Here is a 23797-nt window from a genome sequence, read left to right on the forward strand (position 1 = left end):
GCGACGATGAGGCGGTGTATTTCGCCGACGCCGTCCACCCGGAATACCAGACCAAGCCCGCCTTTGGCTGGGTGAAGGCCGGCTCAAACCCGGCAGTCAAGACCACGGCTGGCCGCGGACGGGTGAACATCCATGGCGCGCTCAATCTCGAGACCTTCGACGCGCCCTTTGTCGAGCCAGACACCGTCGACGGGACCAGCGCCACGCAGCTTCTCGCCAAAATCGAGGCCCGCAACCCCGACAAGCGCGTGATTTACGTCATCTGGGACAATGCGGCCTATCACAAAGGGCCAGATGTCAGGGCGTTCCTGGCGCGCCCCGAGTGTCGCATTCACCTGATCCAGCTTCCGCCGTATTGCCCACATCTGAACCCGATAGAACGCCTATGGGCGGTCATGCACCAGCACGTGACGCATAATCGCCATTACCCCACCCGGAAACAGTTCGCCGACGCCATCCTGGCGTTCTTCCGCGAAACCATCCCAAGAGAATGGAAAATGTTCCGCGAACAGGTGTCAGAAAATTTCCGCGTCATAACCCACCAAGAATTTCGGTTTTTGGAAGGTTAGGGGTATAGGCGTCACAAACCACACAATCCGGCGCCTCATAAAATCCGGCATCCTTCCGGCTGTGCAGGTCGTATCCGGTGCGCCCTATCAAATCCGTACCGACGACCTGGAGTCGAAGGCGGTCAAAACTGCCGTATCCCGAAAAGGGCGCCCGTGTCGGGTTGCCGATACGGATACACTTCCAATGTTTACAGATACTTGAAGAAGGAGTGCATAATGAAACCTGCTTCTCGATGATCCGCATCCATCGCGGCCATTCGCGACGCGGGCACGACCCCGTTAGGGCTGCGTTTTTCAATCGCCATGCGGCCTGTTTGCTGCTATTCAGCGGGCGATCCGGGCATCGGTGATGCCACGTGCGACGGGAGCAAGGCAGCATGTTCACCACAGACCACTCGAGCCCCGATATCATCAGCCGCCCGATCAATCCCGCAGGGCTTTTGTGGTTCACGCTGCTTCTGGCCGGTTCGATCCCGATCTTCTGGATCGGCTTCGTGTCACTGGCCGAGGCCTGGTCGACGCCCGAATACAGTCACGGCCCGCTTATCCCGCTGATATCGCTTTACCTTTTCCTGCGTGAGATGCGCCGCATGCCGCCAACTGATCCGGAGGTGCGCGACCGTGCGCCCGGCCTCGTCGTCATCGCCTTCGGCCTCTTGGTGGCGCTCGCAGGCAATCTCACGCGGATCCCGGACATCGTCACCTATGCCTTCATCATCTGGGTGGGGGGTGTCGTGCTGACGATCTTCGGCTGGGAGCGCGGTAAGAAGCACCAGCTGGGCGTGGTGCACCTGATCTTCATGCTGCCTTTGCCGCATTTCCTCTATCTCAAGCTGACCATCATCCTGCAGACCATCTCCTCGGAGATCGGCGTCTGGTTCGTTGCCCTGATGGGGGTGCCGGTCTTTCTCGAAGGCAACGTGATCGATCTCGGCGTCTACAAGCTGCAGGTGGCCGAGGCCTGTTCGGGTCTGCGCTATCTCTTTCCGATCCTCAGCTTTTCCTATCTCTTCGCGATCCTCTATCGAGGGCCGATGTGGCACAAGGCGGTGCTTCTGCTGGCCGCCGTGCCGCTGACCGTGCTGATGAATTCCTTCCGCATCGGGGTGATCGGCGTGCTGGTCAACAGCTACGGGATCAGCCATGCCGAAGGCTTCCTGCATTATTTTGAAGGCTGGGTGATCTTTGGCGCCTGCATCGCGATCCTCTTCCTGATGGCCGTGGCGTTGCAGCGGCTGACCGCCGAGCCCAAGCCCTTGTCCGAGGCGATCGACCTCGACACGTCAGGCTTCGGCGCCATTGCCGCCCGCATCACCGGCATCCGCGCCTCGCGCGGATTGGCGGTCGGCGCGCTGCTGACGCTGGCGGTCTCGGGGGCCTGGGCGCTGCAGCAGGGCAGCGACGCGCCCGCCGTCGATCGCGACCCGTTCTCGCTCTACCCGCGGCAACTGGGCGAATGGTCGGGCAATTTCTCGATGCTCGACCCGCAGATCGAACAAGTCCTCGGCGCCACCGACTATCTCGCCGCCTCGTTCAGCAACCCGGAGGCCTCGGAATCGGTCGAGCTTTTCATGGCCTTCTACGAAAAGCAGACCGAGGGCAGTGGCATCCATTCGCCCGAGGTCTGCCTGCCCGCCGGCGGCTGGGAGATCTACAGCTTCGAGACCGTGCCCGTGGAGATGCAGGGCACCGGCTATGGCACGTTTCAAGTGAACCGCGCGGTGATTCAGAAAGGGATGTCGCAGCAGCTGGTCTATTACTGGTTCGAACAACGCGGCAAGCGCATGACCAACGATTTCAAGGCCAAGATCAGCGTGGTCTATGACAGCTTGACGATCGACCGCACCGACGGTGCCATGGTGCGCTACATCACCCCGATCCGCGACAATGAACCCCAAGGCGCCGCCGACGACCGCATCCAACGCCTGATGCGCGAGAGCCTGCCAAAGCTGCCGAGGTTTGTGCCAGGGTGAACACACTTGCCTGAATGAAGCGTGCCGTGCAAAACAGGGCTGGTCATAACTGTTGCGCGATCGACTCGCGACATTGGTCCTTCATACTCGATCCGTCGTAGGTATCGATGGTTTCGCTTCGGAAATGTCTCTAGTCGGGATCACATCCTTTCCTCGAGAATATGATCGAGATCGTTCTTCTGCAGCATCAGCTTCAGTTCATCCTCGTTGGTGACGCGAAATTTTCCATTCGTTCCACCTGTGCGCTGGAGAGTGGCTTTCACGGTGCCGCATCGGATCCCAAGATCGGTGCAGATCGTATCGATCGTCTTTTGCTGAGCGACCGGGTTCAGGAGGTCGTTTTCATATTGCACCACAAGATGTGGAAAATTCGACATGAGCTGATCTTCATAAGAGAGCATTTCAAGGTTCCACAGGACTTGTGCCAGGAAACGCTCTGGCTCGATCCGGATGTCGAGCCTCTTTTCGTAAGACGCACTCGGGTCGAGAAAATACTGACTTGTCACCTGTGCTGTCGACAGCGAAAGGGCCTGATCGTATGTGTGTCGACGAAGATGAAGCAGATGAAAATGGACGTCGTGCAGATGTTCAAAAAATGCCAGAGGGTCTTGGATCCGCTGTACTTCAAACATCTGGTAAGACAAAAATTTGCAGACGTAGCCTTTTGCCTTGCAACAGCGCGCCCGGTTCTGAAGAAATTTCAAGGGGTCAAGAACAGCATGGTGCAGGCATTCGCGATCATCGTGAATATCGGGCACTTGCCCCATGAGTTGACCAAGAAGCGTGGTGCCTGACCGAGGACGCCCAAAAACCAGCAGTTTGGCTGGCGGAACGCTATCTGCCAAGCGGCTCCTTGCCTTGGCGAGGGCTTCTTTTACATAGCCTTTTGCACTCGCCCGGTGCTTGTGCCACCGTCCAAGAACATACGGGTCCCCGACGGGGGGCACATTGTGAACTGGATGATCCTCGAGTGCCGTCCGAACGGAGAGGCGTGATTCATGGTCGTTTGCTCTGTCATGTATCATGTCATCCCCGGAGCGTATGCTATACATACTCAGATCGTCGCCATCGGAATACGCAGTTTTCCGTAAGGGCACCAGTGTCTGTGGACAATCATCTTGAAGTGATCAGTGCGGCTACTAATAGTTTCAGGTAATAAAATCAAGCAAGCGCGCTTCCTGTGCACATACCGATTGATATCACACAAACATGCACATCGCACAAGACGACCCGGGGATGGCATTGTGGGCCGTATTCGGATCACTGTTTTCTCAGCTTGAGTTTTGCCTTGTACTGGCGCATCCATCTGGGATGAAACCCCGGCCCTTGCCGCCCCCTTGCACGCGTCTTTCGGCATTGGCCGCCGCCAATGCTGTCCTGCTATGCATCCTCGCCATCTGTGTTCTCGTCGAGGTGGTGTTGCAGGGGGCTGATCACGGTCTCTGGGGCTCGTTACGGTGGCGGGGGCTGGCCTATCAGAACGGCGGGTTCTGGCGCGGACTGCTGGACAACTGGCGGCCCAACTATCCCAGCCAGCCCGCCGTGATGTTCGCCAGTTACGGGTTCCTGCATGGCGGGGCCCTGCACCTGTTGGTCAACATGATCACGCTGGCCTCGCTGGGGCGGGTGGTGATCGAGCGGGTCGGGCAATGGCGCTTTGCCGCGATCTATGCGGCCTCGCTTCTGGGTGGTGCTGCGGGGTTTGCGCTCTTGTCCTCGGCGGTGCAGCCGATGGTCGGGGCCTCGGGCGCGCTGTTCGGTCTGGCCGGGGTGCTGACAGGCTGGGAGTATACCGCCCGGCGGCGGATGCGCGCACCGACCGGGCCGGTGCTGCGGGTGGTCCTGTTGCTGGTCGGGCTCAACCTCGTGATGTACTGGGCGATGGCCGGGGGTCTGGCTTGGCAGACGCATCTCGGCGGGTTCGTGGCGGGCTGGATCGCGGCGTGGGGACTGCGGGACAATCCTGCCGGATGAGAGATGCGTCTCAGCGCTGCCCGATCAGGATGAACGCCCGCAGCCGGTCCGTGAAGCCCGCTTCCGCAAACGGATCGACTGCGAGATCCCGCGCCGCCCTGTCCATCTGCAGCGCCGTATCAAGGCAACTTGGCAGGTCATGCTCGTCACGCGCCGTGAAGAGCCCGGGATGCGCCCCCAGCCTTTCGGCGGTGGACAGTTGATGATCGTTGCGATGTTCACCGTAGCGCATCTGGCGGGGCATGATGCAGATCCGCTTGCCTTCGGTCAGCGCGGTCAGGATGGTGCCCATCCCGGCATGCGAGACGACCAGATCGGCGCGGTCGAACGCCGCAGCATACTCGGCCGGCGAGAACCGTGCCACGGTCTTGAAATGGCGTGGCACATACGCGTCCCGCGGCGGTGGCAGGACCTGGGCGCAAACCTCATGAGAGGAGGCCGCCCCGTCCAGCCACTCATCGACGGCCCGCACCAGCCGGTCGAATGGAAGCTGCGTGCCGGTGGTCAGGAAGATCACAGCACCGCCCCCATGAAATGCGGCCCCCCCGGGCGGGCGAGGTGTTCCCACTGCGTCAGCCACAGATCGGCATGTTTGCCGATCTCCTGACCCGATTTCGACAGCTGCTCGGCATTGGCCATGCTGTCGATCCAGATCGTGCGCGCGCCCAGAAGCTTGCCGAGGCGCAGCGCGAAATAGCCCGGTGCCGCCCCGGTGGTGACGATCACGTCCGGCCGGTGTCGCAGCAGCAGGGCCGCGACCTGCACGAGCTGGCGCAGCAGCCGCGTCTTTTCGGACAGGTTGGCATCGGTGACCGCGCGGAATTCAGGCGCCGGGCTGCCCTCGTCACGGGCCATGGCGCGAACGATATCTCTCAATCCCGGCTCAGTGCTGACATAGAGAACCGGCAGATCGCGCCAGGCCCGGCGCAGGCGCATCAGCTGCACCCAGTGCCCGCCGGCCGAGGCCACGACCATCAGCTTGGGATCTCTGGACATGCGCGCATTTCCCCTTAAACTGATTGAGCAGGTATCCGATGACATGCGCGTGGCGCAAGGCGTATTCCAGACACCATGCGGGGCGCGCCCGTCAGGCCTGTCGCGCCCCGCCTGCTGCTTGGATCATATGGCAGGCGCAGCGTCACGTCCGACGCCTCTATGACCTCGCCGGTGATCCCCATCTCGCGCAGGCAGGTGGAGGAGAGATCGTCCCGCGTAGCCGTGATGGCGCAGCGGCGGATCGTCTGCTGTCGCGCGACAAACAGGCTGAGATTCAGCATTGCCGCACCAGAATTGTTCCCCAAAATAGGGTCGTTGCATCATTGGGGTAGATTCCGGTAGGGGGCAGGATCGTATCACAAGGCCCCGACACTCTCTTCTTTCCCTCATTTTGAGTCCTGTGGCACTCTTGTGGCGACGATGACCCTGACGCACCCTCATCTTTTGCCCGGTTTCGGGGCTTCTTCGCGTTTTGTGTGGGTGGGTTGCATTTCCGGTTATCGGACGACAGCACCACATGTTGTGTCGTAGGGTGATGCGGGGAGGTGCGTGAGCCGGCCGGCGACGAGGTAGGCCATGTTGATGAAGTTCCGTGTCGTGCGATAGCCGCGGGCGCGGGCCTTGGCCGCCTGGATCAGGCCGTTGATGGCTTCAACACCGCCATTGGTCAGCCGGCTGTCGAACCCGTTCAGGATCCCGTCCCAATGCGCCCCAAGCGTTCTGGCGAGCTTGCGGAACGGTGCCAGGCGGGATCGCTTCGCCCATGCCAGCCACGCGGTCAGCAGCTCCGCCGCCTCGGCCTTGCTGTCGGCCTGGGCGAAGATGTCCCGCAACTCTTCCTTCATCCGGAACGCCCGCGCGGTCTTGAGCTTGCGGCGCGACAGGTCGTGGTGCTGCGCGATCTGCGTCTTCGTCCAGTGATGCTTGTCCTTCAGCCACATCCAGCGCGACCGCTTGAGGGCGGGTTCCGTCCGCACTTCGGCGCGCCGGACCTCTTCCAGCGCCTCGTTGGCGAGTTTCACGACGTGGAAGCGATCGAAGGTGACCGCCGCCTCGGGCAGATGCCTGGCCACCCCCGCGATGTAGGATCGGCTCATGTCGATGCAGGCGGCAGTGATCCTGCTCACATCGCCGCCATGCGCCTCGAGATCCTCGACGAAGCTGGCCACGGTGCCCTGGTCGCGCCCCTCGCAGGCAAAGAGCAAACGCCGGGCGTCGAGATCATGGACAAGGGTGATGTAGGCGTGTCCGCGCCGTGCGGCGGTCTCATCGATCCTGACGGCGGTGACAGCCTCGAAATCCTCCTCGGCCCGTGCGGCCTCGACGTAATGCGTCACGACGCGCCAGATGCGGTCGTCGCCCACGTCCAACAGCTCGGCCACGGCCTTCACCGGCATCGCGCGCACCAGCGCGATCACGAAGGCATCGAAAAGCTGCGTGAACCCCGAGCCGCTGCGCGCCCACGGGACCGTCACCTGCCGGGTCTTGCCGCACTCGCGGCAGGCGACCCGCGGAACCGCGGCATGGATGATGGCCTTGTGCTCGAAGAACCGCAGGTGTTCCCAGCTGCGCCGCCGCGTGTCGTGGACCGGCTGGTCCGCAGCGCCGCACGAAGGGCACGCGAAGCGACTACCGGCCTTGAACGCGACCTCGAAATCGATCTGCTTCATGGCCGCGTCAAACGCCACACCATCGACATACCACGGCGCCTCCAGCCCAAGCGCCATCGTGAAAAGGGTCGTCTCCGGGGCCATTCCGCCCTCCATCGTTCAGAACGGCCGAAGGCTACTCAAAAACCACGTACAGGCCAACATCGCCCGGCGCGTCCGTCGCTGCGATGGTTGACACGTTCCGGCCCGCTCAAGCCTCGGTGAGCCCGCCAACCCACACAGATCGAGAAGGGACCAAATTTTCTCTTGACCACAACCGCCCTGTTACAGAAGTCGTGCGGTCTCGCGGGGCCGCAGGAACCCGGGTGGTGCCGTCCCCATGGTGATCCTGTCCGGAAAGACCCTGGCGCAGGCCCCGCAGCCGGCGCAAAGATCTCCCTGCGCGATGCGGCGCAGCACCGGGGTTGCGGGCTGCCCGGCCGCGTCGGCCCCCCGATCAGAAGCCATGACGCCATTCCCCCCGGCGCTGCCAGACCGTGCGCCATGCCGTCACCGAATCGCGAAAGCGAGCACGGGCAGACAACGCCGACAGCACCGACAGCGCCAGCAGGCGCGAGGCAGGCCAGGCCGCGAGCAGCACCAGACCTGGCGCGCGTGTGCCCGGCGCGAAATGCCGTTTCACGAGCTCGGCCTTGGCCCGCAACAGGCGCACCAGCTTGTCAGCGCGCACCTTTTCCGAGGCACCGCCGTAATGGATGATCGTCGCTTCGGGGGTGATCATGGGGTGCAGGCCGATCTTTCGCGCGCGCAGGCACATATCGGCCTCTTCGCCATACATCACGAAGACCGGATCGAAGCCGCCCAACCGGTCCCAGGTCTTGCGCGAGATCAGCAAAAAGCAGCCTGTTACGATATCTACCTCGCGCACCGTGTCGCGTGGCCAGCCGCCATAGGCCTCGGGGTTGAACAGGTCCGAGCGCCGGAACACCGTGGCAAGCCCGGAGGCCCGGCAAAAGAGCGACCACAGCGTCTGCCGCCGCCAGCACGATGCCGGGTTGAGGCTGCCATCCGCGAATACCGTCCGCCCGCCCCAGATGCCCGCCTCGGGGCGCGCGCGGCGAAACGTCATCAGCTTGTCCAGCGCGCTGTCCAGAACGACGGTGTCGGGGTTCAGCAACAAGAGCCACGGCGCCCGGCAATGCGGCACGGCTACATGATGGGCGGCGGCAAATCCGTGATTGACGTTCTCGGCGATGAGCCGCACCTGCGGGAATTGCGCCCGGATCGCCTCGGCCGACCCGTCGGTCGAGGCATTGTCGACCACCACCACCTCGACATCGCCGCGCGTCTGCCCATAGACCGACGTAAGGCAGGCCAGGGTCATGTCGCGGGTGTTGTAGCTGATGACGATGACCGAAAATTCAGGGGCTTGCCGTGGATCATGTGACATTACGCATCCTGAAAACAGCGGGGGCGACCATGTTGCGGGCCATGCCGCATCGCGGCGCGACGCGCCTTTGGCATGTTCATTTCTCAATGCAAGCCATGATGCAAGGGGTTTAAGGACACCCGCAAGGATAACCGCTACGCTATCGCTGACTGCCGCGGTTTGATTGTGTAGTTCCATTCCGGATGGAATTGGTCGCCGGCGATGTCGATGCTGGCCATCTCGGCATCGGAGACCTTCACGCCCTTCTCATAGGTGCTGTCGTCGATCGCGCACTCGACCTTGAGCCCGGTCCTGGTCGTTGTCGCGCCGATCAGTTCGACCACGGCGAGCCGATCTGTGAGCGGACGACCGCGCCAGTTTTGCGTGATGTGGCAGAACAGCCGGTGCTCGATCCCGTTCCACTTCGACGTGCCCGGCGGGTAGTGATGAACGTGGACGATGAGCCCGGTCTCGTTGGCGAGTTTCTGTAGTTCCGTCTTCCACAGCCGCACGCGCGCTCCGTTGGAGCCACCGCAGTCGGCGGTAATCGTCAACGCACGGGCTTTCGGATAGCGCGCGCGCCCCATACGCTCGCGCCAAGTGCGGATTGACTGAACCGCGAACTCGGCCGTGTCGGCCGTAATCCCGACGCTGACCCAACCCTCATTGGCGGCCACATCATAGACGCCGTAGGGGACGACCTTGCCAAGCGCCTTGTCGACGAAGTCATGCACTTTCACGCGCTGTGGCTCGCCCCGCGGGCGATAGTCGCTGCCGCCGTTCTTGAAGGCACCCACGAGTTCTTTCTTCTTGGTATCGACCGAGATGACGGGCTCGCCCGCCACCTGTGCGGCGATCACCCTGGTGTTGATGTGCTCGAACTGAGCGTCGCGATCGGGATGTTTCGCGCCCTCATCCGCCTTGCGGTTGACCTGGCGCGAAAAGCCGAGCCTGACAAGCAGCTTGCGCACGCTGTTGGGGCTGATCGCATGGCCCATGTCGCCAAGCGCGTGCGCCAGCTTGTCCAAGCTTTTCGACACCCACAACAGCGGCCGCTCCGGATCGCCCAACGTTGCCGGCTCAACTAGGCGCTCAAGGTCGGCAAGCAGCGTCGGATCGCGCTCCGTCAACAGCCGAGGACCACCACCTTCGCGGCGCACTCGGCCGTGCGGTGGCGACGGCATGTCGAGCTCTTTCAGTCCGCGCCCGATCGTCGAGCGGGCAAGCCCCGTGATCGCCGAGACCGCGGCAACACCGCCTCGACCCGCCGCGCGCGCCTCGCTTGCAGCGAACACCCGCCGACCCCGCTCGTCACGCTTCGAGCCGTCCGCTTCCCACCGCCACTGAATCCCCTGTCGATCGATCATGCAGCAACCGGTAACGCCAGAAGCCCCGGCAAGGAATCCCATAGTGGTGAGTCACACCGCCGCACATCAAGACAAGCGAACCGATTCAATTATCTTTGCGGGCATCCTAAGCGCCCGCGACAGGACACGTCCCGCGCGAGACGACTTGGTTGTCTTCCCGCGGGCTCGGGATTACTGTCCTATCCACGAAAGACGTTCTTGGCAGGGCCCTATGGACATGATCCCCGAAATCACCGGAGCCCGCCTCCGGCTGCTTCTAGTGGTGCCCGAGGATGCGGCGTTCGTCCATGGCTTGTGTTCCGGTCCGAACGATATAAGAACCTGCGAGGTGGCGGGTTAGAAGATCTATTACATCATTTCGGACAGCTTCGTCGCCTTTCGCAAGGCCTGTCATACGGGATCGAAGGAAGGCCTGAGGATCTCATGAATAACACATTGCCTCCGGCAGACAATACCCGCGGGCTACTGAAATCGGTCGCCGTGATCGGCTCTGCCAAGTTTCTCTCCATCCTCATCCGCATTGTGAAGGCCAAACTGGTCGCCGTGATGCTCGGCCCCTCCGGGACCGGGCTCCTGGGGGTGTTTTCCAGCCTCCAGATGCTGGTGGCGCAGATGGCGGGGCTCGGCCTTCCGCAAAGCGCCGTGCGCCAGCTCGCCTCGTCGCAGGGCGATCAGGATCTCCTCGCGCGGCTGAAAAGCGTGCTGTTCGTCATGCTCGGGCTGCAGGGCGGGGTGGCGATGGCGGCGGTCTGGCTGCTGCGCGAACCGATATCGGTCTGGCTGCTGGGCGACGCGCAGAGCGCGACAGGGATCGGGCTGGTCGGCGTGGTGATCCTGCTGTTCCTGCTGTCGTCGTCTCAGCAGACGCTACTGCGCGGGATGCGCCGGATCAACGACCAGAGTCGAGTGATGGTGCTCGGCACACTGGCCGGCGCCGTGGCCGGGATCGCGGCGATCCTGCTGCTTGGCCGGGAGGGGCTGATCTGGTTCCTGATAGCCGAGACAACGGGTGCGTTCCTTGTGGGTGCGTTCTATGTCCGGCGCCTGCCACTGCCGGCGGTCGACCGGCCGCCGCTCGCCGAGATCTGGCAGCTCTGGAAGCCGATGGTCCGGCTCGGCGCGGCCTTCATGCTCGGCGGGCTGGTGCATTTCGCCACGCTGCTCGTGATCCGCACGCTCATCACCCGCGACCTCGGCCTCGACGCCGCCGGACAGTTCGCGGCCGCCTGGACGATCACCTTTACCTATATCGGGTTCCTGGTCCAGGCGATGCTGACCGATTACCTCCCGCGGCTAATTGAGGTGATCCGCGACCGCGAGAGCGCGGCCCGGCTGATGAACGACCAGATGCAGCTCGCACTGACCCTGGGCGGGCCGCTCCTGCTGGTGATGACCGGGCTGGCGCCTTGGCTGATCCGCCTGCTCTATTCCGCCGAATTCGATGCCGCCGCCACGGTGCTGCAATGGCAGATGGCGGGCGCCGTGATGATGCTGACCACGCGAACGATGGGGGCATCCTTCATCGCGGCGGGCCGGTCCATGGTGTTCCTCTACATTCAGCTGCAGTTCAACGCGCTGTTCCTGCTGGCGATCTGGCTCGGCCTGCCGGTCCTCGGGATCGAGGCGGCAGGGGTGGCCTATCTCTTTGCGCACGCCCTGCAGATCGTCATGGTGGCCCTGCTGGCGCGCCGCCTCAATGGGTTTCGCTGGCAGACCGGATCCGTCCGGATCTTCGCGGCGACCGCGCTTCTGGTGTTCGCCATGCTGGCGCTCGCCCGTCTCGCGCCGGGCGCCGCCGCGATCGCGGCCCCGGCGCTCGCGGCGGCGATCACGCTCATTGGCGGGCGGCGCGTGCTGGGTCGGATCGGCCCGCAGGGACGGCTGGTGTCCCGGGCGCACAGGTTCTACGCCGCCATAGGCTGGCCCGTCGAGCATTCGTCTTGACCGAAGACACCGCGTCAGGCCTCCCAGCGCGGATGCCGCGGGACAAACCTCCAGAGGAAAGCAACCGCCCCGTCGCTTGTCTTACGAAACGCGTCCTGATAATAAAATTCCGCGTGATTTTGTAATGAACTCGGCGAAGTATCAAGTTTCATGCTGATCAACGATATAGAATGCGCGCCGGGTAGGGCATCGGTGCGATTCCGGTTCGAGAGACGGAAACCGGACACAGTCCGGGGCTGGCTGGACGGCGACGTCGTTCACGATGGCAACGCCCTGCTTCTGGCCTCGTAGCTGCCGGCATGGGCCGCCGGAGAGCGCAGGATCGAAATTGCCGATACCGTGTGTCCGGTGCTGACATCGAACCTGACCGTGGCCGCGGAGACGATCAGTCGGTGGTATCCGGAGATACCGCGGCACGTGTTGGCGCGCAGATAGGCCCAGATGTTTTAAACCGGATTAAGTTCCGGAGCGTAGGGCGGCAGGAGCAGAAGCGAGATGTTGTCCGGCAGCTCCAGGATGGTCGATCCATGCCAGCCAGCCCCGTCGAGCACGAGGATGGCATGGGCTCCGGGGCAACGGTTCTCGAGATTTCCGCAAGATGCGCGTTCATCGCCTGCGTGTCGGCATGTGGCATGACCAACGCGGCGGTCTCGGCGCGCGCGGGGCAAATGGCGCCAAAAATGTAGGCGGACTTGTAGCGGGTGTCGCGCGGGGCTCTTGGCCGGGTTCCGCGTTTGGCCCAGACCCGGGTGACCGTGCCTTGCTGGCCCACCCGGGCGTTCGCCGGGAAACGGTCCCCCGGACCGTTTCTGGCCCGGCTCACTCTTGAAACCATACCTCCAGGGGCTTGCCGCGGGCATGATCCGCGAGCGCCTCGTCTACCCTGGCCGAGAAGGTTTTTAAAGTCTTCTGCGCCTCCGGGTCAGATTTGGGGTGCTGCGGGCACACCGAAAGACGGCGAAACCCCAGAGCGGTCAGGTGTTTGCCGACCGTGCGTTCATGCATGACCACGCCGAATTCCGCTTCGAGACGGTGCTTGAGGTTGATCCGCCGCCACCGGACAACGCCGTCCTTGGTACGATCGGGACCCGCACGCACCCAATCGGCCAGCGTGGCTTTCTGCTCGGGCGTCATTCGGGGCGGCCGGCCTCCCGATCGCCGGTTTGACAGACCCTCCAGCCCCTCGGCGTTATGGCTGCCGGGGCTCCTCCCGTTCAGGGCTGACTTCTGTCCACTGGACAGAAGTCCGGGCGCCCTTCACCCCAATCGCGCAGGGTTTGGCGATCCATGCCGCAGGCCTCTGCCGCAGTTTTGCGGTCATAGCCCTCCAGAACCATCGCAATCGACAACATCCGAAGCGCCGCTTTCGCATCCTTGCATTTCGCCGCGACCGCGCGAAGCTCGCCCGCCGTCCGGTCCTTTCGTGTGATTGTAACCGCCATCGAAACCTCCATTGCCTCGCTGGCAGTGAATCATTTCAGAAAGCGCATGCAAAGACCCTCGAGAGTCAGCGCAAAAGGCCGTTGGTATAACCATGAGTTCTGCTACACGGAGCTCCTGCCCCACCTGCCCGCCGACTTGAAAGAGCGGATCGAACGCAAGAAACCGTCATGGGCGCGTGTCGCCAAGAGAAGGGCCGTCGAAATGGCGCCCCGGCTCCTGGCCCTTCCATTCGCGCGTAGCGCGCTCCTGGCCGGGCCGACGCGCGTCTCCCGGGAGAGGGCCGCGGCCGTGCGGTGTTGCAGAAGGTCATCCGGTTTCCGATGATCCGCCGGGCCGACTTGCGGGGAGCAGGCCGGTGGCCTATTCACCGGCAACACGAAAGAGGATCCAATGTTCCATCACGAGCAATTCTCCGAAAGCAAGGATCAACCGTGTGTCGGGGGCCCCGACAAAACGGTGCTGATCGCATCAACACCGCGATGCGGCAGCCACATGCTCGGTCATGCCCTCGGCGAGACCGGCCATGTCGGCGTTCCTTACGAATATTGCAATCCCGGCAATCTCGTGGAATGGCACCGGCGGCTTGGAACCACGACGACGGACGAAGCGCTGCAACAACTGATGTACCGCCGCACGACCCCAAACGGGGTATTTTCGGTAAAGGCGCATTTCAGCCATACAGCCCAATTCGGAACACCAGCGGACCTGCTTGCGAGGTTTCCGCATGCGAAGGTGGTGTTCATTCGGCGGGCGGATGTCCTGAGACAGGCCATCTCCTATGCCGTGGCACGACAGACAGGTGTCTGGATAACCGGTCAGCAGGCCACATCTGACCGGGTCTGCTACGATGCGGACCTGATCTCGGCCTGTCTTGACGACATAGCCCTTCAGAATGCCCGATGGGCAAGTTATTTCAAAAGGGCCGGGATCGAGACCTGCGACGTGTTCTACGAGGCCATGGCGCGCGATCTTGGCGGAACCATCAGGTCAATCGCCGAGTTTGCCGATATCTTACTGCCCGAAGAATCTCTTGTGACCGAAGCTCCGATCCAGCGCCAAGGACAAGAAACACGAACAGAGGCATGGATCGAACGGTATACTGCGGATCGACGCCCGGCGCGTCCCGGATTTCTTCGTCGGGCACGCCGCAGGCTGCAAGGGTATTCCGTCACATGAACAGATTTCAGCGCCTTTCGCACGATCTCTCCTGCAGGATCCTCGATCCGGGCGGGATCCTGATGAGATACTACTCGAACGAGCCCAATGTCGGGGATCTGCTGAACCCCTACATGGTGACCCAGCACACTGGCCGGAGGGTCCACAAGGCCCTGACCCATCGGTTCCGGCACCTGATGGGGATCGGAAGCATCCTCGAAGGGGCCGGCCCCCGCTCGGTCATATGGGGCTCGGGGTCGATCAACGGGACTGGCCCGAGACGCCCCATCACGGCTGGGCAGATCCATGCGCTACGAGGAAAAAGGACGCTGGCGTTGATGCAGGAGATCTGCGGCGTCTCCCTCGACGTCCCGCTGGGGGATCCAGGGCTCCTGATGCCGATTTTCCACGACCCGGAGGTCGAGACCGACATGCGGGTCGGGATCGTCCCGCACCATTCGGAAAAGGACATCGCCCGCCGGATCGCCGAGGCCATGCCCAGAGATCACCTGGTCATCGACGTGGCGCTAGACCCCGAGGCGTTCATCCGGCAGATGAGACGGTGCCGCGTGATCCTTTCCTCCTCGCTGCACGGGCTGATCCTCGCCGATGCCTACGGGATCGCGAACAAGTGGATTTCCCTCTCCAACCGCCTCGAGGGCGGGGACTGGAAGTTTAAGGATTACTACTCGGTCACGTCGACGCCGGGGGAGACCCCGTATCGCGGCGACACCGCGGCGACGCTGATGGCCGACTTGGAGGCAGTCATGCAGGAGGCCGGGGTGAGCCGCTTTGCCGGGAGCACGCAGGACCTTCTGGCGGCCTTCCCAGCCGCGTTCAGGAGCTAGGAGAGCGCCCATATGTCCCTATGTCCCCGGCCCGCCACCACGAGAAGGGTGCCATGACCTTTGTCTCGGTCATCATCCCGACCTACAACCGCGCGCATTGTGTCGCCGAGGCGATCGACAGCGTCCTGTCGCAGGATCCGCCCGCCGACGAGGTGATCGTCGTCGATGACGGCTCGACCGACGGCACGGCCAAGGTCCTCGACAGGTATGACGACCGCATCACCGTGGTGCGCCAGGCCAATGCCGGGGTCGCCGCCGCGCGCAATGCCGGCATCCGGCGCGCACGCTCGGACTGGGTGGCCTTCCTCGATTCAGACGACCTGTGGCGGCCGGGACGGATCGCCGCGCTGCACCGGGATCTGGCCGATGCAGGCGAGGACATCGTCGGGCATACCGGCAACATAAGCTTCACCGGAGGCAGCGGGAACCGAGAGCTTTTCGAGCTGCGCGGGTGGCGGTATCCCCGGGGCCGCGCAGAACGGGTCGGCAGCCCGGTCGCCCAGACGATGAGCGGCGTCTTCCCGACGGCCACGGCCCTGCACCGGGAGCGGGTCCTCGAGGAGGGCGGCTTTCGCGAGACGATGCGCATTCATGAGGATACCGCGCTGTTTTCCATACTGGCGCTAAGGGGGCCGTGGCTGTTCACCGGGGACATTCTGGGAGAGGTGCGTCGGCTGGCGGGGGATGACGGCGCCCTCAGCAGAATCGACAGCAAGCACCCGGTCGAATCGGCGACCGGCAGGGTCCGGGTCGCCGCCGCGCTCCTGGACCGGGATCTGTCGCCGGCTCAGCGGGACTTGGTGCGCCGGCGCATCAGCGGCGCGCTGTTCAGCCTCGCCGCGGCGGAAGCCGCGGAGGCCGCCGGTGCGCACCGGCGGACCGCGATCGCCGCGGCCCGCCAGCACCCGTCGGTGCTCAAGGGCTGGCTCAAGGCACTACCGCCTCTTTTGTTCGGGTGTCACGGCTACAAGATCAGCTTCCGCCGACGTAGCACCTTCACTCGATCATAGCAGGAGTCATTCGTCACTCATACCCCAATTTGCGGGCGATTCTTTGTGGATCCGGACGCTCAGCCATTCGCGCCGTATCAATCCTTTTCCTGTTGCGAAAATTGAGCTGGTACCTGCGCAGGTCTTTCAACCTTGCCGCAATACCGGATCGTGTGATCCTTGTAACAGGTGTGGTTATGGGAAGATAGCTCCACCATTTGTTGCGCATATAGTCATAGGCGCGCATAAAACCGCCATGCAGTCCTGCAACCAGCACACTGTTGTGTATTACAGGAGCGTGGATAACAAACGCCCCGTATCCCGCTGAAAGCGCGGTCTGAACAATATCAGTTCCATACAAATGAAAGCTCGGCAAACTACAATCAAATCGAATTTTTTTATCCCGGTTCAATATGATTATCAACTCGTCAATGGATTGAATATCAACCGGCCTTTCAAATGAACGACCCAGTTCTTTGTCCAGACCGCCATCCCAAACCCGCCCGACATGTACATTATCGCAATCCACCCCGAAAAGACCGGCGACCGCCCAGTCCGGGTGAAAACGATCAAGTTGTGCGACCTGTTCCGCAAGGCGACCTTCCCACCCCTTAGGAAGGTAGATGTCCTGATGCGCGAAGACACAGATCCTTGCCGTCGTGGCATCGAGCCCGGCATTGTAGGCGATGGAGGCCGAGGACTGATTGCGCAGCAGGATCAGCCGCTCGGAGTCCGCCACCAATGCGGGCGAAACTGCAAGATTCGCCTCTAGAACCGCCATATCATTTACTACTGCGATACAGCACCAGTCCATCTTCGTCTCCTCGGTCATGCCCCGCGATCCTGTCCGGCGGGCTGGGCCGGAAAGCGTGTATACGGCACGGTCTTCCTCCGGGTGTCGTCGACGGGCCCGTCATCCCCGGTCTCGTCGCTTTCCTCCCAGTCCAGCATCCACATGCCGCTTGCCAGCAGGAACATGAAGAAGGCGAAAAGCGCGTGCCAGAAATGCACTGTCCAGCCGACGACGAACAGGCCGGTCAGGGTGCAGAGATAGCCCATCCGGTACCACTGAATGCGTTCGCCGAAGCCCGAACGGTAGACCACGTTCAGGAACACCGAAAAGAACAGGGCCAAGAAGCCGATCCAGACCAAGATGCCGTGCCGCACCGCCGGCACAATCCAGAACATGTCCATGCTGCTTACCATCCAATTAGGACGTGCCCAGTCCCCGGTCAGCCCGATCCCCCAGAGCGGGTAGTCGAAGATGCTGGCCACCCCGAAATTCCATATGTGGATTCGGTTGTAGGCCGTGGCCGAGTTGAAGGCGAGATAGGAGATCACGACGTGGAACGGCGTGCGGTCGGAAATCGCGTCCACCACGAAGTAGCCCACGAGCGCCAAGCCCAGGAAGATGTACCAGCGCGAGGCAACGGATTTCATGATGCTGTCCCATAACAGGAAGATGATTTGCGACATCGCGGCCACAAGAGGTCCCGCGGAGAGCGAGGAAAAGCACAGCAAGACGGCGAGCAGGGCATTCCGCACCCGTCTGAGCCATGATTTCCCGTATCCGAGCACGAAATAGAACATGCCGGTCAGGGTCCCGAAGAACACCCCGAAATGGATGGGGTGCGCGAAGGGCCCCTGCACGCGTTCGAGACCGAGCCGACCGTCCTGAACGTTTTCCCAGTAGACCGGGCCGACGATGCCGAACAACCTCAGAAACAGGTTCCTCCCCGTGAAGAGCTCAAAGACGGCGAAGGGCAACAACACGATGGCAAGCCAGAACAGAAGCCGCGTGATGGCATGGAATGCCTCCGGCGTGCGGATGTAGCACCGGCCCAGCAGATAGGCCCCCAGAGTCTCGACCCACAATATGCCGAGCGGTTGCACGATCGCCCCGAGCCCACCATCCATGACCACCATGGAAATCGACGACCACAAGCATATGAGCACCACGCAGATATCGGGAAACCGGATGCCGCCCGCCCGGCCGCTCAACCACAAGAGCACCGTCGGAAAGAAGGCGGCGAGCAATGCCACCCGGTAGACCGTCAGGCGGACCGGGCCAAGAAAGATGAACAGCGGGATGATCAACCCGATGACGAACAGCCATATCCAGATCGAGAGACGCCCCCGATCCTGAGCAGGTACGCCGGATATGCCCGATCCGATCGAAGTGCCGGCATGTCCCGTCGTTTCCGCTACCACGTCATCGCCTTTTCGCATCTATCAACCGATGGAAAAACTTCCGTCAGGATATGACGGTATCGGTTTCCACCTCCAAGATAAATGGCTTTCCTATGATATTCGGGGCATCCCGGAAGCCAAGCGATGCCTCTTGTCGCATGGTGCGGCGCCTTGCGAGCAACCGGTTTCCGGGCCAGTTACTGGCAGGAGGCGTGTTGCGATACGCGGCATGACCTCTGCTCAGAGCATCAATGCATCATCCACAAAAATTTCCGTGTCGTCGGGGTCACTGAAACTATCGTACTGATGAGTCCAGGCGGTTCCGATCGCCCCGTCCCGTTCAAACCCGGCAGGACTGATGGCGATCAGCACGGGATCGGCATCAGTCCCGTCATGCGCCACAGTGTCATCAAGGATCACCTCAAGACGGTCCGCCTCGGTGTCGATGACGACGTTGGGGCCTTGCGTCACGACCTCGTCCGACTGATCGGGGGCCTCGTCACCCGGTGCTTCCGTGCGGTCCTGTGTCGTCGGGGGCTCCTCAGCCGGATCGCTGTCACCCTGCGCATCATTTTCATCCGGCGCGGCGGTCTGCGGTGTGTCGTTCTGCGCGGGATCGGTTGCGTCCGGGGCGATACTCGGCAAGTTGTCGACCGGGATCGCATCTTCCGGAATCGCCGACGTATCACCCGCATAATCCGGATAATCCTGCTTACCAACCTCCATATCGAAGGCGGTCAGGGTGCCGTCGAAATTCTCCTTGCCCCACGGGTTGCCGAAGGTGAGGCCGCGCGGGTAATCCCCGCGGACCGCCCCCTCCAGCTCCGTCACCGCGGCGAGCGCATCGTCGACATGGATCTCGAGCCGGTCCGACGCGCCGTCAAAGACGATGCGGATGTCGTGGTCCTCGCCGTCGTTGACCGTGACATGTGTAGTGGTCAGATCGGCCCTGGCCTCGTCGGTCCAGAGGCTGAAGCTCACCTCGCCCCGGTTGGCGACCGAGAGGGTGAAATTGCCATGCACCCGCGCCACCTCGCCGGTGCTGCCGGGCGTGTCGGCGCGCAGGGTCATCGACATCTCGAAGCTCTCGGCCCCGAACAGCCGCGCGATCCCGGTGTCGGGGGGGATGCCGACCGCGGTGCCACTGCCGCCGAGGTCGATCGCGTGGCCATCGCCCTGCGCGACCGAGCCGCTATCGCTGCCCTCGACCGGGGTCGCCTCGCCGTACCCCTCGGCCAGGAAGGCGCCGGTCTGCGGATCGAAGGTCAGCATGTCCGCCCCCATGATCGCGATACCGCCTTGCGCCGCCGCCGTCGCGCCGTCCGGCGTCACCACCGTCAGCGTCGCGTCGTAGTGTCCGGCCTCGGCATAGCCGTGGCGCACCACCTGCCCTGTCGCCCCCGTGCCGTCGCCGAAATCCCACACGAAGAGCGCGTCGTCCGCGGCGAGCGCGCCCGTCGGCCCGTATGTATGAGCGGCGTCGAAAACGACGGACGTTGCGCCGCCAGGGTCGTTCGAGACGTCGAACGCCGCCCGGAGGCTGTCGGGGGTCGTGTCGAGGTGCAGCCGGCTCGCGCCGGCCCCGAGCTGCGCGATCGTGCCGTCAGGGTCGGGGAGATACGCCTCCGCCGCGCCACCGAGACTCGAATGGATGAACTCGGTGGCGTAATGGCCCGGCGCGTTGAGACCGGTGTTCTGGACCAAGGCGTTGCCGGAGACGGTCCAGCCCGGTTGATCAGTGTGGCCGTTGATGGCGGCGGTCGCGTTCTGTTCGACCACGACATTCTTTGATTGAGCCTTCAAGTTTATCCTGGGCGTTGCGACGGTGGCGGAGATTTCCGCATCGGCATCCAGAACGGAGTTCCTACGGATGACGAGCCCGTCGGTCTCGCCCACGCTGATTCCATGGGTATGGTTGTTGAGGATGACGTTTTCCTCGATCAGCAGGTTGCGGTAGAACATCTCCTCGCCGGCGAGGCCGCGATCCACCAGCTCGTTGCGCATGAAGATGCTCTGCGTGCCGTCCCCGTCGCCGGCATCGAGCGTATTGCCGCGAATGACGATGTCGGTCGACGGCCTGGAGGTCCCGTTGGTCCAGAACTGGATCATGTCGGAGTGATCCCCGGACGACTTGGACCTGGCAAAGTCGTGGAGGTGGTTGTCCTCGATGCGCACGTTCCTGACCCCGGCGAAGTTCATGCCGTCCGAGCGCATGGAGTGGACGTCGTTGCCGATGACCCGCACATTCTCCGAGCCGCCGATGACCATCCCGCGGTGCCAGGTGGTGAACTCGTTGCCCTCGATCGCGACATCCGAGCTCCCGCCCACGCTGAGCCCCTTGCCGGTTGCGAACCCGTCCTTCGCCGGATCGCCGGTCCCCGAGGCCAGCTCGCCCGCGAAGAGCGAGTTGCGGATCGTTATGCCCTCGCTGTTCCTGACGGAGAACGGACCGACCCAGTGATCCCCGCCAGTATAACCCGAGTCGAACACCACGTTGTCGAAGGTCAGGTTCCTGACCTCACGCAGGTCCATGCCGGAGAACGAGGCGCGGTCCCCGGGATCGGCGGAGGTGATCGTGACCGGGCTGTCATAGATCGCCTTCACCCCAAAGGTCTTGAAGGTCATCAGATCGAGTTGACCATAATCCCCGCCCGCCAGCTCAATCCTGTCCCCGCCCTTGGCATCGACCAAGGCCTTCCTGAGTTCAGCGGCATCGAAAACGACGGACGTTGCGCCGCCAGAGTCGTTCTGCGCGGGATCGGTTGCATCCGGGGCGATACTCGGCAAGTTGTCGACCGGGATCGCATCTTCCGGAATCGCCGACGTATCACCCGCATAATCCGGATAATCCTGCTTACCAACCTCCATATCGAAGGCGGTCAGGGTGCCGTCGAAATTCTCCTTGCCCCACGGGTTGCCGAAGGTGAGGCCGCGCGGGTAATCCCCGCGGACCGCCCCCTCCAGCTCCGTCACCGCGGCGAGCGCATCGTCGACATGGATCTCGAGCCGGTCCGACGCGCCGTCAAAGACGATGCGGATGTCGTGGTCCTCGCCGTCGTTGACCGTGACATGTGTAGTGGTCAGATCGGCCCTGGCCTCGTCGGTCCAGAGGCTGAAGCTCACCTCGCCCCGGTTGGCGACCGAGAGGGTGAAATTGCCATGCACCCGCGCCACCTCGCCGGTGCTGCCGGGCGTGTCGGCGCGCAGGGTCATCGACATCTCGAAGCTCTCGGCCCCGAACAGCCGCGCGATCCCGGTGTCGGGGGGGATGCCGACCGCGGTGCCACTGCCGCCGAGGTCGATCACGTGGCCATCGCCCTGCGCGACCGAGCCGCTATCGCTGCCCTCGACCGGGGTCGCCTCGCCGTACCCCTCGGCCAGGAAGGCGCCGGTCTGCGGATCGAAGGTCAGCATGTCCGCCCCCATGATCGCGATACCGCCTTGCGCCGCCGCCGTCGCGCCGTCCGGCGTCACCACCGTCAGCGTCGCGTCGTAGTGTCCGGCCTCGGCATAGCCGTGGCGCACCACCTGCCCTGTCGCCCCCGTGCCGTCGCCGAAATCCCACACGAAGAGCGCGTCGTCCGCGGCGAGCGCGCCCGTCGGCCCGTATGTATGAGCGGCGTCGAAAACGACGGACGTTGCGCCGCCAGGGTCGTTCGAGACGTCGAACGCCGCCCGGAGGCTGTCGGGGGTCGTGTCGAGGTGCAGCCGGCTCGCGCCGGCCCCGAGCTGCGCGATCGTGCCGTCAGGGTCGGGGAGATACGCCTCCGCCGCGCCACCGAGACTCGAATGGATGAACTCGGTGGCGTAATGGCCCGGCGCGTTGAGACCGGTGTTCTGGACCAAGGCGTTGCCGGAGACGGTCCAGCCCGGTTGATCAGTGTGGCCGTTGATGGCGGCGGTCGCGTTCTGTTCGACCACGACATTCTTTGATTGAGCCTTCAAGTTTATCCTGGGCGTTGCGACGGTGGCGGAGATTTCCGCATCGGCATCCAGAACGGAGTTCCTACGGATGACGAGCCCGTCGGTCTCGCCCACGCTGATTCCATGGGTATGGTTGTTGAGGATGACGTTTTCCTCGATCAGCAGGTTGCGGTAGAACATCTCCTCGCCGGCGAGGCCGCGATCCACCAGCTCGTTGCGCATGAAGATGCTCTGCGTGCCGTCCCCGTCGCCGGCATCGAGCGTATTGCCGCGAATGACGATGTCGGTCGACGGCCTGGAGGTCCCGTTGGTCCAGAACTGGATCATGTCGGAGTGATCCCCGGACGACTTGGACCTGGCAAAGTCGTGGAGGTGGTTGTCCTCGATGCGCACGTTCCTGACCCCGGCGAAGTTCATGCCGTCCGAGCGCATGGAGTGGACGTCGTTGCCGATGACCCGCACATTCTCCGAGCCGCCGATGACCATCCCGCGGTGCCAGGTGGTGAACTCGTTGCCCTCGATCGCGACATCCGAGCTCCCGCCCACGCTGAGCCCCTTGCCGGTTGCGAACCCGTCCTTCGCCGGATCGCCGGTCCCCGAGGCCAGCTCGCCCGCGAAGAGCGAGTTGCGGATCGTTATGCCCTCGCTGTTCCTGACGGAGAACGGACCGACCCAGTGATCCCCGCCAGTATAACCCGAGTCGAACACCACGTTGTCGAAGGTCAGGTTCCTGACCTCACGCAGGTCCATGCCGGAGAACGAGGCGCGGTCCCCGGGATCGGCGGAGGTGATCGTGACCGGGCTGTCATAGATCGCCTTCACCCCAAAGGTCTTGAAGGTCATCAGATCGAGTTGACCATAATCCCCGCCCGCCAGCTCAATCCTGTCCCCGCCCTTGGCATCGACCAAGGCCTTCCTGAGTTCAGCGGCACCAGATACCGAAAAGATATCGCTCATGTCGTGATCTCCTGTATGACACGTTGAGATGTTCAATCTGTCCCTGAACCAACCAAAACAGTGTGTCCAATCCGGGTTAGCCTTATGGTTGAAAGATGACATCTCGTAGGGGAAATTCTGGGCGGAACCGTGCCTATTCCGAGCGGGCCGAGCTATACCCGAAAGGTGATGGTGTGGATGCCGCCCCCTGAAGGCATCACAATGTGCCAAGTGTCGTCATGACGACGTCACACAAGCATAGATGTTCTATCCCGGATGATCACATAGCCCCTCGTCGATCTGCGCTGTTCATGGCACGGTCGGTTTTGAGCGAGGTGCGAAACGGGAGGTCGGGGTGCTTCCGTAACAGGGCGGTTGTGGTCAAGAGACAAATTTTAAAGCAAAACCATTGGCCAAACCGTTTGATTGGCCAGCAGGGTTTATATCGCT

Annotated in this window: 21 protein-coding genes; 8 read left to right on the forward strand and 13 right to left on the reverse strand. The window is 62.9% G+C overall.

The genetic code is table 11. The features are described 5' to 3' along the window. Positions 1 to 569, forward strand: a 569-nt coding sequence (locus tag ACROSR_RS17020; protein ID WP_432687096.1) for an IS630 family transposase, incomplete at its 5' end; no start/stop codon positions are given. 377 nt (positions 570 to 946) lie between these two features. Beyond that, a complete protein-coding gene (gene xrtD / locus ACROSR_RS17025; RefSeq protein ID WP_432687097.1) occupies positions 947 to 2542 on the forward strand; it encodes a VPLPA-CTERM-specific exosortase XrtD in 1596 nt (531 codons plus the stop codon). Positions 2543 to 2682: 140 nt separating this feature from the next. Here xrtD and ACROSR_RS17030 read toward each other — a convergent pair whose 3' ends face one another. Next, positions 2683 to 3567, reverse strand: coding sequence for a hypothetical protein (locus tag ACROSR_RS17030; protein ID WP_432687098.1), 885 nt, complete (start codon positions 3565 to 3567; stop codon positions 2683 to 2685). A gap of 331 nt (positions 3568 to 3898) precedes the next feature. Between ACROSR_RS17030 and ACROSR_RS17035 the strand changes: the two genes are divergently transcribed. Further along, positions 3899 to 4516 carry a rhomboid family intramembrane serine protease gene (locus ACROSR_RS17035; protein WP_432687099.1) on the forward strand — a complete coding sequence of 206 codons (618 nt, stop codon included), beginning with the start codon at positions 3899 to 3901 and terminating at the stop codon, positions 4514 to 4516. 10 nt (positions 4517 to 4526) lie between these two features. On the opposite strand, the gene ACROSR_RS17040 is transcribed toward ACROSR_RS17035, so the two are convergent. From ACROSR_RS17040 to ACROSR_RS17065, 6 genes are all read right to left on the reverse strand, one after another. Beyond that, complete coding sequence (locus tag ACROSR_RS17040; RefSeq protein WP_432687100.1) at positions 4527 to 5033, reverse strand: glycosyltransferase; 507 nt, start codon at positions 5031 to 5033, stop codon at positions 4527 to 4529. Then, positions 5030 to 5512 (reverse strand): UDP-N-acetylglucosamine--LPS N-acetylglucosamine transferase, encoded by a 483-nt coding sequence (locus ACROSR_RS17045; RefSeq protein ID WP_432687101.1) that lies wholly within the window; start codon positions 5510 to 5512, stop codon positions 5030 to 5032. The genes ACROSR_RS17040 and ACROSR_RS17045 overlap by 4 nt, the downstream gene beginning before the upstream one ends. A 497-nt stretch (positions 5513 to 6009) precedes the next feature. Further along, a complete protein-coding gene (locus tag ACROSR_RS17050) occupies positions 6010 to 7266 on the reverse strand; it encodes an ISL3 family transposase (RefSeq protein WP_432687102.1) in 1257 nt (418 codons plus the stop codon). Positions 7267 to 7446: 180 nt separating this feature from the next. Then, complete coding sequence (locus ACROSR_RS17055) at positions 7447 to 7629, reverse strand: hypothetical protein (RefSeq protein ID WP_432687103.1); 183 nt, start codon at positions 7627 to 7629, stop codon at positions 7447 to 7449. Then, on the reverse strand, positions 7619 to 8572 hold the full coding sequence (locus ACROSR_RS17060) for a glycosyltransferase family 2 protein (RefSeq protein ID WP_432687104.1): 954 nt from the start codon (positions 8570 to 8572) through the stop codon (positions 7619 to 7621). Before ACROSR_RS17060 ends, ACROSR_RS17055 begins: the two co-directional genes overlap by 11 nt. Before the next feature lie 134 nt (positions 8573 to 8706). Continuing rightward, positions 8707 to 9918, reverse strand: coding sequence for an ISAzo13 family transposase (locus ACROSR_RS17065; RefSeq protein WP_432687105.1), 1212 nt, complete (start codon positions 9916 to 9918; stop codon positions 8707 to 8709). A gap of 423 nt (positions 9919 to 10341) precedes the next feature. Between ACROSR_RS17065 and ACROSR_RS17070 the strand changes: the two genes are divergently transcribed. Continuing rightward, positions 10342 to 11862: an oligosaccharide flippase family protein gene (locus ACROSR_RS17070; protein ID WP_432687106.1), complete on the forward strand. Its 1521-nt coding sequence runs from the start codon at positions 10342 to 10344 to the stop codon at positions 11860 to 11862. A gap of 446 nt (positions 11863 to 12308) precedes the next feature. Here ACROSR_RS17070 and ACROSR_RS17075 read toward each other — a convergent pair whose 3' ends face one another. Continuing rightward, positions 12309 to 12413, reverse strand: a complete 105-nt coding sequence (locus ACROSR_RS17075; RefSeq protein ID WP_432687107.1) for a hypothetical protein — start codon at positions 12411 to 12413, stop codon at positions 12309 to 12311. Between ACROSR_RS17075 and ACROSR_RS17080 the strand changes: the two genes are divergently transcribed. Continuing rightward, a complete protein-coding gene (locus ACROSR_RS17080; protein ID WP_432687116.1) occupies positions 12390 to 12548 on the forward strand; it encodes a hypothetical protein in 159 nt (52 codons plus the stop codon). The two genes, ACROSR_RS17075 and ACROSR_RS17080, sit on opposite strands and share 24 nt — an antisense overlap. Positions 12549 to 12681: 133 nt before the next feature. On the opposite strand, the gene ACROSR_RS17085 is transcribed toward ACROSR_RS17080, so the two are convergent. Next, complete coding sequence (locus ACROSR_RS17085) at positions 12682 to 13104, reverse strand: helix-turn-helix domain-containing protein (RefSeq protein ID WP_432687115.1); 423 nt, start codon at positions 13102 to 13104, stop codon at positions 12682 to 12684. Next, the gene (locus ACROSR_RS17090) at positions 13077 to 13304 is read right to left on the reverse strand and encodes a hypothetical protein (protein WP_432687108.1); all 228 of its coding nucleotides are present in this window, start codon (positions 13302 to 13304) and stop codon (positions 13077 to 13079) included. The genes ACROSR_RS17085 and ACROSR_RS17090 overlap by 28 nt, the downstream gene beginning before the upstream one ends. 391 nt (positions 13305 to 13695) lie before the next feature. Here ACROSR_RS17090 and ACROSR_RS17095 point away from each other — a divergent pair, with 391 nt between their 5' ends. The 3 genes from ACROSR_RS17095 to ACROSR_RS17105 are packed head-to-tail and all read left to right on the forward strand — an operon-like array spanning position 13696 to position 16318. After that, entirely contained in the window at positions 13696 to 14481 is a 786-nt protein-coding gene (locus ACROSR_RS17095; RefSeq protein ID WP_432687109.1) for a Stf0 family sulfotransferase, read from the forward strand. Next, the gene (locus ACROSR_RS17100) at positions 14478 to 15308 is read left to right on the forward strand and encodes a polysaccharide pyruvyl transferase family protein (protein ID WP_432687110.1); all 831 of its coding nucleotides are present in this window, start codon (positions 14478 to 14480) and stop codon (positions 15306 to 15308) included. Before ACROSR_RS17095 ends, ACROSR_RS17100 begins: the two co-directional genes overlap by 4 nt. Before the next feature lie 53 nt (positions 15309 to 15361). Further along, positions 15362 to 16318, forward strand: a complete 957-nt coding sequence (locus tag ACROSR_RS17105; protein ID WP_432687111.1) for a glycosyltransferase family 2 protein — start codon at positions 15362 to 15364, stop codon at positions 16316 to 16318. A 13-nt stretch (positions 16319 to 16331) separates the two neighbouring features. Here the strand turns inward: ACROSR_RS17105 and ACROSR_RS17110 are convergent, their stop codons facing one another. The 3 genes from ACROSR_RS17110 to ACROSR_RS17120 form a co-directional block, all read right to left on the reverse strand. Then, complete coding sequence (locus ACROSR_RS17110; protein WP_432687112.1) at positions 16332 to 17129, reverse strand: hypothetical protein; 798 nt, start codon at positions 17127 to 17129, stop codon at positions 16332 to 16334. Continuing rightward, complete coding sequence (locus ACROSR_RS17115) at positions 17126 to 18526, reverse strand: O-antigen ligase family protein (RefSeq protein ID WP_432687113.1); 1401 nt, start codon at positions 18524 to 18526, stop codon at positions 17126 to 17128. Before ACROSR_RS17115 ends, ACROSR_RS17110 begins: the two co-directional genes overlap by 4 nt. A gap of 201 nt (positions 18527 to 18727) precedes the next feature. Next, positions 18728 to 23368 carry a right-handed parallel beta-helix repeat-containing protein gene (locus tag ACROSR_RS17120; RefSeq protein WP_432687114.1) on the reverse strand — a complete coding sequence of 1547 codons (4641 nt, stop codon included), beginning with the start codon at positions 23366 to 23368 and terminating at the stop codon, positions 18728 to 18730. Positions 23369 to 23797: the final 429 nt, after the last annotated feature.

Source organism: Roseovarius tibetensis (assembly GCF_050896375.1).
GTDB lineage: Bacteria > Pseudomonadota > Alphaproteobacteria > Rhodobacterales > Rhodobacteraceae > Roseovarius > Roseovarius tibetensis.